7 protein-coding genes are annotated in these 11,057 nt (G+C 73.1%); 4 read left to right on the top strand and 3 right to left on the bottom strand.

The genetic code is table 11. The features are described 5' to 3' along the window. Positions 1–382 precede the first annotated feature (382 nt). Positions 383–832 carry a PTS glucose transporter subunit IIA gene (locus I3F54_RS31310; protein WP_240122312.1) on the top strand — a complete coding sequence of 150 codons (450 nt, stop codon included), beginning with the start codon at positions 383–385 and terminating at the stop codon, positions 830–832. Between the two features lie 78 nt (positions 833–910). Then, entirely contained in the window at positions 911–2,581 is a 1,671-nt protein-coding gene (ptsP, locus tag I3F54_RS31305) for a phosphoenolpyruvate--protein phosphotransferase (protein ID WP_240122311.1), read from the top strand. A gap of 72 nt (positions 2,582–2,653) precedes the next feature. On the opposite strand, the gene I3F54_RS31300 is transcribed toward ptsP, so the two are convergent. Next, positions 2,654–3,550, bottom strand: coding sequence for a hypothetical protein (locus tag I3F54_RS31300; RefSeq protein ID WP_240122310.1), 897 nt, complete (start codon positions 3,548–3,550; stop codon positions 2,654–2,656). A 343-nt stretch (positions 3,551–3,893) separates the two neighbouring features. Further along, complete coding sequence (locus tag I3F54_RS31295) at positions 3,894–5,861, bottom strand: acetoacetate--CoA ligase (protein ID WP_240122309.1); 1,968 nt, start codon at positions 5,859–5,861, stop codon at positions 3,894–3,896. 213 nt (positions 5,862–6,074) lie between these two features. Here I3F54_RS31295 and I3F54_RS31290 point away from each other — a divergent pair, with 213 nt between their 5' ends. Next, the gene (locus I3F54_RS31290; RefSeq protein WP_240122308.1) at positions 6,075–8,441 is read left to right on the top strand and encodes a TIM-barrel domain-containing protein; all 2,367 of its coding nucleotides are present in this window, start codon (positions 6,075–6,077) and stop codon (positions 8,439–8,441) included. Between the two features lie 24 nt (positions 8,442–8,465). Here the strand turns inward: I3F54_RS31290 and I3F54_RS31285 are convergent, their stop codons facing one another. Next, complete coding sequence (locus tag I3F54_RS31285) at positions 8,466–9,002, bottom strand: NUDIX domain-containing protein (RefSeq protein WP_240122307.1); 537 nt, start codon at positions 9,000–9,002, stop codon at positions 8,466–8,468. Positions 9,003–9,320: 318 nt separating this feature from the next. Between I3F54_RS31285 and I3F54_RS31280 the strand changes: the two genes are divergently transcribed. Next, positions 9,321–10,982, top strand: a complete 1,662-nt coding sequence (locus I3F54_RS31280) for a GGDEF domain-containing protein (protein ID WP_240122306.1) — start codon at positions 9,321–9,323, stop codon at positions 10,980–10,982. Positions 10,983–11,057 lie beyond the last annotated feature (75 nt).

The raw sequence follows: 11,057 nt of genomic DNA, 5'->3' as shown, positions 1-11,057 counted from the left end.
CAAGGAACGGACGCTTCCTTCGTACTCACCCTCTCGGGCTTTCCTCCGGGCGCTTCCCTTCGGTGTCCCGAACTCTATCAGTGTTTTTCCGTCCCTCTGACCACCGTCCTGCAGGCATGCAGAAGCGGATCCCGAGATAGGATCTGACAAGTTGGGTGCTGCTGGGCGATGACGCTCGATCGCGCCGCTCCGCCTCACGCAGGAGTCCGAGAGTACACGCGGCCGTCGAGGCGGTGCAAATCGACGAGAGGGGTGGTCTAGACCTCTATTCGGGAGCTATCGTGCGGAACCGGCACTTCCTCCGACATGCGCTGCCGTGCAGTGCGCCGTCGGGTACAGGCAGTGACGGCCCATCCGAATCTCCATCCCTGGGAGGCTTCCCATGACCACCGTGACGTCCCCGCTGGTAGGCCGCGCCATCGGGCTGGCCGCCGTGCCGGATCCCGTCTTCTCCGGGGCCATGGTCGGCCCGGGCACCGCGATCGACCCCGTCCGTGAGGCGTCCGAGGCCGTCGCTCCCGTGGACGGTGTGATCGTCTCTCTCCACCCTCACGCGTTCGTGGTCGTCGACGGGAACGGACGCGGTGTCCTCACCCACCTCGGCATCGACACCGTCCAGCTCAACGGCGAGGGCTTCGAGCTGCTGGTGAACAAGGGCGACACCGTGAGCCGGGGGCAGGGCGTCGTGCGATGGAACCCCGCTGCCGTCGAGGCCGCCGGCAAGTCCCCGGTGTGCCCCGTAGTGGCGCTCGAAGCGACCACCGAGTCCCTCTCCGAACTCCGTGAGGACGGCGACGTGAAGGCCGGCGACAGTCTCTTCGTCTGGAAGTGACGCGGGCGCCGTCCCCGGACGGCGGGCAGGACAACCACCGCGGCGGTCGGACCCGCCGCACTATCGGAGACGGGTGAGATGGACACAACGCTGCGAGGCGTCGGCGTGAGCCACGGTGTGGCGATCGGCGAGGTACGGCACATGGGCACGGCGGTGCTGGAACCGCCTGCCAAGCAGATCCCCGCGGAAGAGGCGGAGCGTGAACAGGGGCGCGCACGCAAGGCCGTGGAAGCTGTGGCCGCCGACCTGATGGCGCGCGGCAACCTGGCCGGGGGCGAGGCCCAGGCGGTGCTCGAGGCACAGGCCCTGATGGCCCAGGACCCGGAGTTGATGGCGGACGTGGAAAGGCGTGTCGCCGTCGGCAGCACGGCGGAGCGTGCCGTCTACGACGCCTTCGCGGCCTACCGCGAGCTGCTGGCCGCGGCGGGCGAGTACCTCGCCGGCCGCGTCGCCGACCTGGACGACGTGCGGAATCGTATCGTCGCACGCCTGCTCGGGGTTCCCATGCCTGGCGTGCCCGACAGCGACCAGCCCTATGTACTCGTGGCGCGGGACCTGGCTCCTGCCGACACCGCGCTGCTGGACCCGGCGCTCGTCCTCGGATTTGTCACCGAGGAGGGCGGGCCGACCAGCCACAGCGCGATTCTGGCGCGGGCGCTGGGCGTGCCGGCCGTGGTGGCCATGCCGGGCGCCGGTGAGTTGCCCGAGGGCACGGTGATCGCGGTGGACGGCAGCACCGGTGAGGTCTTCGTGAACCCGCCGGAGGAGAAGAAGGCGCAACTGCGGGCCACTGCCGCTGAGCGGAAGGCGGCGCTGGCCGCGGCGACCGGCCCCGGGGCCACCGCCGACGGGCACAAGGTGCCGCTGCTGGCCAACATCGGCGGTCCTGCCGATGTGGCGGCCGCGGTCGAGGCCGGTGCGGAGGGTGTGGGACTGTTCCGCACGGAGTTCCTCTTCCTGGACGACAACAAGAAGGCCCCGTCCGAGGAGAAGCAGGTCGAGGCCTACCGCCAGGTGCTTGAGGCGTTCCCCGAGGGCCGTGTGGTCGTGCGGGTGCTGGATGCGGGAGCGGACAAGCCGCTGGACTTCCTGACGCCGGCCGACGAGCCCAACCCCGCACTGGGTGTCCGCGGCCTGCGCACGCTGCTCGACCACCCCGAGGTCCTGCAGACGCAGCTGACGGCGCTCGCCAGGGCCGCCGAGGGGCTGCCGGTCCACCTTGAGGTCATGGCCCCGATGGTGGCCGACCGCACGGACGCGAAGGCGTTCGCCGACGCCTGCCGCGAGGCAGGGCTGCGGGCGAAGTTCGGCGCGATGGTGGAGATCCCGTCGGCCGCTCTGCGGGCGCGCTCGATCCTCCGGGAGGTCGAGTTCCTGTCGCTGGGGACCAACGATCTCGCGCAGTACACGTTCGCCGCCGACCGTCAGGTGGGTGCGGTGTCCCGGCTTCAGGATCCGTGGCAGCCGGCCCTGCTGGACCTGGTCGCGCTGTCCGCGGAGTCGGCGAGGGCCGAGGGCAAGAGCTGCGGTGTGTGCGGTGAGGCCGCGTCCGACCCGTTGCTGGCGTGCGTGCTGACCGGGCTGGGCGTCACCTCTCTGTCGATGGGTGCGGCGTCCCTGCCCTATGTACGGGCGACACTGGCCAAGTTCACGCTCGCGCAGTGCGAGCGGGCTGCCGCCGCAGCACGCGCCGCGGACAGCGCCGACGAGGCGCGCCACGCGGCGCAGGCGGTGCTGTCCGGCGAGTAGCCGCGGTTCGGCCCGAGCCGTGACCGGCCCCGAGGGGCGTCCCACCGCGTGTGGGGCGCCCCCCTCGTCGTTTCAGTGGTGGTGTTCCCGTGCCGCGTGCTGGTCGCCGAGGTCGGGTGGCCGGCAGTAGTCGACCTCGGATTCCGGGGAGATCAGGTCGCCGGACTCGGCATCGGTGCAGTAGGCGTCGAAGACCTCGCCGGCGCTGAGGGGCTGGAGGGCGCCTCCGCGCAGTCGCCATCCGTAGACGCGGTCGCGGCTGCCGGGTGCGCTGGTGCGCATGACGAGTCCGCCGGGGCTGCGGGCACCGAGGCCCAGGGCCAGCACGGTCGTGAACTCGAGGGCCTCGGTCTCGTCCAGCCGTGTGCTGCCGGCGCCGTCGCTGTCGGTGTCGGCGTGGAGGACGGAGACGAGTGCGCCGGGTGGTCCCGAGACGCTGACGACGAGGTGGCGGGAGCCCGGTGGGGCCGTGTCGAGGATGCGGACCAGGAGCGCCGTGGCACGGGCGACGGCCGCGCGCCCGAGGTCCTCCCCGCAGGTGGCGCAGGCGCCGAGCCTGGCGAGGAGGGCCGACGCGTACTCCCGGGTCCCCCTGCGGACGGCCTCGTCGACCAGTGCGGGGACCAGTTCGGTGAGCGGCTGGCCCTGGTAGGGCAGCGTGGGGCCGGTGGTGGCCAGCCGGGCGGTGAACCGGGTGCGGCTGGCTGCGGCGTCCGGGTCCAGCCCTTCGTCGGCGCAGAACTCCGCGTACTCCGCCGGGTCGAAGAGGGCGACCGCGGTGTGGCTTCCCTGGGTGGCCCTGGCCCTGAGGAAGGCTTCCACCTCCCGCAGGTAGGCGGTGTGGTCGTCGAAGGTGAAGCTGCGGTAGCGCAGCATGGCACGGAAGTCGTGCTCGTCCGTGAGCAGGCCGATGGTGCCGGCCATCTCTCGGCGCAGGACACGTCGGGCGGGCTGGTCGGTGTGCGCCATGTCTTCCCCCTGTACGCGGTCGATCAATGCTCACTCACAGTAACCGGCGGCACCGACAACGGACCCGGGCGAGACGATCGCGGACGCGTGCGCTGCCGGACGGCGCAGGTCACGGCGGTGACGGTGATGACAGCGCCGGAGGGGCCGGACCGGGTCCGCGCCGACCGGTGCGACGACGGCTCCGTGAGGAGGCCGCCGCATCGGCCGGACTGCGCCGGCCCGCGGTCCGAAGGGCATGCCCGCCGTGCCGGCAGGCGTGCGCAGGGCGGAGGCCGTGGCGACGCGGCCGGGCCCGGCGGGGCGGGACGACCCGCTGCGGGCGGGACGTCCCCGCCGGGCCGGTTCAGGCGCGCTTGCGGGCGAGTTCCTCGTAGAAGCGCAGCAGGCCGAGGTCGTCGACCGAGCCGGGGTTGACCGCCTTCTCCAACGGCGTGCCCTGGAGCATGCGCTTGACGGGAACCTCGATGCGTTTGCCGGTGAGGGTGTGCGGGACTCCGGGCGCCTCGATGATCTCGTCGGGGATATGGCGCGGTGAGAGCTCGTCGCGGATGGTCTGCTTGATGCGCTTCACGAGCGCGTCGTCGAGGACGGCACCGGGGACCAGGTGCACGAAGAGGGGCATCCAGTAGCCGCCGTCGGGCTGCTCGATGCCGATGACCAGGGACTCCTTGATCTCGGGAAGGCGCTCGACGGCTTCGTAGATGTCCGCCGAGCCCATGCGGACGCCCTGGCGGTTGAGGGTGGAGTCGGAGCGGCCGTGGATGACGACGGATCCCCGCGCCGTGACGGTGGTCCAGTCGCCGTGCCGCCACACACCGGGATAGGTGTCGAAGTAGCTGTCGTGGTAGCGGCTGCCGTCGGGGTCGTTCCAGAAGCGGATCGGCATCGAGGGCATGGGGTTGGTGACGACGAGCTCGCCGACCTCGTCGGTCAGTGGCCTGCCGCCGGGGTCCCAGGACTGCAGGTCGGTGCCGAGGCACGGGGCCTGGAGCTCGCCGAGGTACACGGGGAGGGTCGGTACGGCTCCCGCGAAGCAGGAGCACACGTCCGTGCCGCCGCTGACCGAGGCGATCCACAGGTCGTCGCGGACCTCGTCGTGCAGCCAGCGGAACCCGTCGGGCGGGAGCGGGGAGCCGGTGGTGGCCACGCACCGGACCCGTGAGAGGTCGAAGTCGCGGGCGGGGTGGACGCCCGCCTTGCGGCAGGCCATGACGTACGCGGCCGACGTGCCGTACAGGGTGGCCCCCGTGCGCTCGGCGACCCGCCACTGGGCGCCGGTGTCCGGGTATCCGGGGCTGCCGTCGTAGAGGACGACCGTGGTGCCCGTCAGCAGACCGGAGACCAGGAAGTTCCACATCATCCAGCCGGTCGAGGTGTACCAGAAGAAGCGGTCCCGGGGGCCGAGGTCGCACTGCAGCCCCAGCTGTTTGAGGTGCTCGACCAGGATCCCGCCCTGGGACTGGACGATGGCCTTGGGCAGTCCGGTCGTGCCGGACGAGTACAGGACCCACAGCGGATGGTCGAAGGGGACCTGCTCGAAGACGGGTTCGGTGCGGGCCGACGTGAGGTCCGCCCAGTCCAGGGTTCCCTCGGGTGCCTCGGTGCCCAGGAGCGGGATGTGGACGACGGCGCGCAGCGTGGGCAGCTCGCGGCGCAGCTCGGCGACGGTGTCCCGGCGGTCGTGCTCCTTGCCGCCGTAGCGGTAGCCGTCGACGGTGAACAGGACCACCGGTTCGACCTGCTGGAAGCGGTCGAGGACGCTGCGGGCGCCGAAGTCGGGGGCGCAGGAGGTCCACACGGCACCGACGGCTGCCGTGGCGAGCAGGGCGACGACGGCCTGCGGGATGTTCGGGAGGTAGCCGCCGACACGGTCCTGGGGGCGTACGCCGAGGGCGCGGAGCTCGGCGGCGAGGGAGCCGACCTGGTGGCGCAGCTCGGACCAGGACACCGGGAGGGGTTCGTGGCTCTCGTCGACGTACAGCAGTGCCGGTTCGTCCCCACGGGCGGCGGCGGTGCGCAGGGCGTGCTCGGCGTAGTTCAGGGTGCCGCCCGGGAACCACTGCGCTCCGGGCATGGTGCGGTCGCCCAGCACGCTCGTGCAGGGAGTGGAGAACCGTACGTCGAACCACTGGGTGACGGCCTTCCAGAAGGTCTCCAGATGGTCGACGGACCAGCGGTGCAGCGCCGGGTACCCACCGTCGGCGGGTGCGCCGTGGTGCTCGGCGGCCCAGGCCTGGAACCTGGTGACCTGCGCCTGGGCGATGCGGTCGGGATCGGGCTGCCAGAGCGGCTGGGGGTTCACGGTCGACATGGGGCGGCTCCCGGACTGTGCGCGTCGTGTGCGTCCTCCGCGCACGGCAAGGGGTGTGCGCGTGACGCGGCTGACAGGGACGATGCCATGTGATCGACTCCTGCACCAGGGTGTCCCGCACACAGTCCGGGCCGTGGCCATGTGGTCGGCGCATGGATGAACGGCAGTTGAACGGCACGCGCTCGTGGGCGTGTCAGTGGCAGGGTGAGCAGCATGGACGGTCGTGACCTGGTGCGTTCGGTGAAGTCGTTGGGTTCTGTGGGTGCTGCACAGAGGTTGCGGACCGTGCGCGCGGCGTGGCGCAGATGGCGTGCCGATGCCAGTGGGCTGCCGAGCCGGGGGGCCGAGCGTGCCCGGGTGCCCGGGGTGGTGCAGGAGGCGGAGCCGGGGCCGGGGGGCGGTGTCCTCCGGTTCAGCCGCTCGGAGCTGCGGATCCACGTCGCTGTGAACGGTGCCGTCTTCTGGGGCTGGGACGGTGCCGACCCTGAGCCGTCGTACGCGCTGGAAGGGCGTTGCCCACGGGCGGATCCCCGTGCGGTGCTGGAGCCGGACAAGAACGGCGGCTGGCGGGTCGTGGCGGAGCGGGTGACGGTGGCCGTCTCGCGGCACGGCATGGTCGAGGTGCGCACGCCCGGTGGGGTGACCCTGCGGCGTGACCTGCCGCCGCGCTGGTGGGAGCCGGTGGACGGCGGGCCGGCGCGGTGGATGCAGCGGTCTGAGGTGGCTGCGGATGCGCGGTTCTTCGGCCTGGGCGGGCGGGCGGCCGGGCCCCGCCTGCGCGACGGGCGGTACCGGCTGTGGAACACCGACCCCGGCCGGGCCTTCTCCCCCGCCGACGACCCCCTGTACATCACCATGCCGGTGCAGATGGTGGTCGCCGACGCGGCGACGCATCTCGTCTTCCACGACACCTCGTGGGACGGCACGGTGACGTTGCGGGAGGGCGAGGAGGGCGCCGGCTCGGGGCACGACCGGGCCGGGTCGTGTGACCTGCGGATGGAGGGCGGTCCGCTGCGTTGCTGGGTGATGGTGGGCACCCCCGCGCGGGTGCTGCTCATGTGGGCCTCGCTGACCGGCGCGCCCGCCCGGCCCCCTGCCTGGGCGCTCGGCCACCATCACGCGCGCTGGGGCTTCGGCAGCGAGCAGGAGGTGCGGCGCGTCGTCGCCGGGTACCGCGAGCACGACCTGCCGCTCGACGCGGTCCACCTGGACATCGACCATTTCGACGAGCACCAGGTGTTCACCGTCGACGAGGAGCGCTTCCCGAAGCTGCCGGGGCTGGCCGAGGAGCTGCGCCGGGACGGCATCAGGCTGGTGTCGATCGTCGATCCGGCGGTCAAGGCGGCGCCCGGCAACGCCGTGTACGACTCCGGCGCCGCCCTGGACGCGTTCGTCCGGGACGCCTCGGGGCGGGTCGTGGAGGGGGTGGTGTGGCCCGGTGCGTCGGTGTACCCGGACTTCACGAACGCGCGCGTGCGCAAGTGGTGGGGCGGGCTGTACGCGGAGCGGCTGGCGCAGGGGTTCTCCGGCTTCTGGCACGACATGAACGAACCCGTGTCGTTCGCCGCGTTCGGCGAGACGACGCTGCCGCGGTCGGCCCGGCACGCTCTGGAGGAGCGGGGCGGCGACCACAGGGAGGCGCACAACGTGTACGCGCTGTGCATGGCCCGTGCGGCCTACGAGGGCATGCGCGAGCTGGTTCCCCATGAGCGCCCCTTCCTCTTCTCGCGGTCGGGGTGGGCGGGCATGCAGCGCTACGGCGGCACCTGGTCCGGGGACGTCGCCACCGGCTGGCCGGGGCTGCGGGCGTCGCTGGCACTGGTGCTCGGACTGGGGCTGTGCGGGGTGCCGTACTCGGGTCCGGACGTGGGCGGCTTCGACGGCAGCCCGTCGCCGGAACTGTTTCTGCGGTGGTTCCAGCTGGGGGCGTATCTGCCGCTGTTCCGCACCCACGCGAGTCTGGGGGCCGGGCGCAGGGAGCCGTGGGAGTTCGGGGCGGAGGTGTTGCGTCACGCGCGCGAGGCGCTTGCCGAGCGGCGGCGGCTGCTGCCGTATTTCGTGACCCTGGCCTATCTGGCGCGGCGGACCGGGGCGCCCTATGTGCGGCCGGTCTGGTGGGGTGCGCCGGAGGACCGCGCGCTGCGCGACTGCGGGGATGCCTTCCTGCTGGGTGACGCTTTCCTGGTGGCTCCGGTGCTCGACCCGGGAGCGGACCGGCGGGCGGTGCAACTGCCCAGGGGCCGCTGGTACGACACGGAGACGGGGCGGGCCCACGAGGGGCCGGGGCGGGTTCTCGTGGAGGCGCCCCTGGCACGGATCCCGGTCCTGGCCCGCGCGGGCACCGTCGTTCCGGTGCGCGGCGCGGACGGCGGGCTGGAGCTGGAGGTGTGGGCGCCCGCCCGGGGGCGGACGGGGGCCGGGCTGGTGGTGCCGGACGAGGGCGACGGCTGGGAGGAGCCGGAGATCGAGCGCTACGTCACCCGCTGGGAGGGGCGGCGCCTGGTCGTCGAGCAGGAGGGCGAGGACGGTCCTCGGGAGCCTGTCCGCCCGGTGCGGGTGCGCGGTGCCGCCGAGGGGTGAGGCTCCTGCGGGGCGGGCGGCGGCTCAGACGTAGCGGCCCTCGAACCAGGCCCGCACCGCGAGCGTGTGCAGCGGGAAGGCGAGCTCCTCCGGCCTGCGCAGGAGGTGCCAGCCCGCCGTCTCCTCGGTGGCCGAGGATTCGGGCAGCCCGATAGCGGGACGCTCGGGCAGGAGTCCGAACAGCAGGAGGTGGCCGTCGGGTGAGCTCATGGCATCGGCGAGGCGGACGTCGCGGGCGCCGGCGTCGATGCCCGTCTCCTCCTTCAGCTCGCGGACGACGGCCTGCCGCCAGTCCTCGCGGTCGTCGACGTAGCCGCCCGGCAGGGCGACTCCGCCGCGTGCGGGAGCGATGGTCCGGGTGATGACGACCAGGGCCGTGCCCCTGGTGTCGTAGGCGGGCTGGAGTGCGACCGCGACCGGCAGCGGGTTGCGGTAGGCGACGGTCCCGCAGGCGGGGCAGGTGCGGGGCCATCCGGTGACGCCGTCTCCGAAGGGCGCTCCGCAGCGCGAACAGTGGGAGTCCGGGCCGGTGTCGGGCGTGGAGTGGTGGGTTTCGGACACGCCGCGGACTGTATCCGATCGCGGAGAGGGCGTCCTGCTCGGGACGTCCGGTGGTCGGCGGCGGACGGCGCGGCGGACACGGTGACGTCGAGTGTGCCGGCGGATCCCGGGCAGTGGCCTCCGGGTGCGCCGCGGGGAGAACACGCGTACGGGCCGTCGGGGCGGGGCGTCCGTGGTGCCGTTCGGTGCGCGCTGGGGCGGCCGCGTGCGGTGCATGAGCCGGGCGCGCGTCCGTACGCTGTGTGATCGCCCCGAAATCCTGCGTGAACGTCTCATGAACTGGGCCTGGGCGCACGCGGACGGCGACATCATGCTCCCGTGCACTCCTGGACGGATACTCTCCGCTTCGCCTTCCAGCCCGTGGTCAATCTGACCACCCAAGGGGTCGCTGGGCTGGAGATACTAGCCCGCCCGGAGACCGGCGACATCCTGGCCGAGGCCCGGCGCGATCCCGAGCTGGACGCCGGGCTCGCGGTGCAGGCGGTCCGCTCGGCGCTGCGCCGGGAGACGCTGCTACCGCTGCACGTGAACGTCTTCGCCGCCACCCTGGCCGACCTCGGCGGGCTCGCCTCGCTGCACGACGTGGTGCGCGGGGCCGGACGGCTGCCGTGGGAGGTGACCGTCGACATCGGGCCGCCGTACACACACGTGCCTCAGGCGGGCCTTCTGGAGGCGGTGGGTGTCCTGCGCGGCCAGGGCTTCAGGATCAGCGCGGACGGCGTGGGCGACGGGGACCTGCCCCTGCGCCTGCTCATCGACCTCGCGCCGGAGCTGGTGAAGCTCGACGCGTCGCTGCTGGCCCGGCCGGCGGCGGTGCGGGCGATGCGGACGTTGTGCGACGAACTCGGCGCGCTCCTGGCCGTCGAGGGCGTCGAGACCGAGCTGCAGTGTTCGGCCGCGCTGGCCGCGGGAGCGCAGCTGGCCCAGGGCGATCTGTTCGCCCCGCCCGCACGGCTGCCCGCAGCGGACGTGTACGTTCCGCCGCGCATGGCCGGATGTGCGGCGCGCCCCAGATCGGGGCCGTCGATCAGGGAGTTCGTGCGGCCCGCCGCGCTGCTGCCCGTGACCGCTTCGGCGGGGCAGGTGCGGGCGCTGCTGACGGGAGCCGAGGACGTGTCCGGGGTGCTGCTCGTCGACCGGGCCGGGGTTCCCGTCAGGTCCGTGCACCGTTCCCGCTTCCTGCTGTCGATGTCGGGCCGTTACGGGCATGCCCTCTACGCCGATCGCCCGGCGGCGAAACTGGGCGACGCCCCGCGGACGGTGGGTGTCGACGCCACCGCGTGGGAGGTGCTGGACGTGGTCGCGGTGGGCGGGCGGAACCGCACCTCGGACGACGTCGCCGTCGTCGACCACCGCGGACGGTGCGTGGGCGTCGTGCGGCTGGCCGATCTCGTCCGGGCTCTCGCGGAGAGCCGGGTCGAGGAGGCGGCCGGGCTCAACCCGCTGACCCGGCTGCCGGGTTCGGACGCGATAACCGGCGAGGTGGACCGGCGGATCGCGGACGGGCGGGCCCTGGCGCTGAGCTGGCTGGACGTCGACCATTTCAAACAGGTCAATGACGGCGCCGGTTTCGCGGCGGGCGACGAGCTGATCCGGTCGGTGGGGCGGGCGTTGCAGCGGGCGGCGTCCGGCACGGCACGCGTGGGGCACATCGGAGGGGACGACTTCCTGGTGCTCACGGATCCGGAGGGTCTCGGAGCGCTGGCCGCCGTGCTGGACGTGTTCTGGACGGCGGGAGGGCGTCCGGTCACCCTGTCGCTGGCGACCGTTCTGTGCGCCCCGGGCTCGGTGTCGGACCACCGGCAGGCGGCGGCCGGGCTGGCGCCGCTGAAGAAGGCCGCGAAGGCGCTGCGCGGGGCGAGCTGGGTGCTGGGGAGGGCGGGGTCGCCCGGGCACGAGGTCCTGCGCGGCGAGAGCGGGCGCGGCGGGGAGGCGCCGCTGCGGACGCAACGGGCCGCGGCGGAGCCGGGCGCGGGCTGACGGGCACGGACGTCCGCACGCACGAGGTCCTGCGCGGCGAGAGCGGGCGCGGCGGGGAGGCGCCGCTGCGGACGC

The sequence above is a fragment of the Streptomyces sp. MUM 2J genome (assembly GCF_022414535.1).
In the GTDB taxonomy this organism is placed as follows: Bacteria; Actinomycetota; Actinomycetes; order Streptomycetales; family Streptomycetaceae; genus Streptomyces.
This window is presented reverse-complemented; position numbering and strand designations above follow the sequence as displayed.

Bases quoted from the DNA above. Each gene is read 5' to 3' on its own strand.
- I3F54_RS31310 (WP_240122312.1), top strand. From the start codon at position 383: ATGACCACCGTGACGTCCCCGCTGGTAGGCCGCGCCATCGGGCTGGCC.
- I3F54_RS31295 (WP_240122309.1), bottom strand. From the start codon at position 5,861: ATGTCGACCGTGAACCCCCAGCCGCTCTGGCAGCCCGATCCCGACCGC.
- ptsP (WP_240122311.1), top strand. From the start codon at position 911: ATGGACACAACGCTGCGAGGCGTCGGCGTGAGCCACGGTGTGGCGATC.
- I3F54_RS31290 (WP_240122308.1), top strand. From the start codon at position 6,075: ATGGACGGTCGTGACCTGGTGCGTTCGGTGAAGTCGTTGGGTTCTGTG.
- I3F54_RS31300 (WP_240122310.1), bottom strand. From the start codon at position 3,550: ATGGCGCACACCGACCAGCCCGCCCGACGTGTCCTGCGCCGAGAGATG.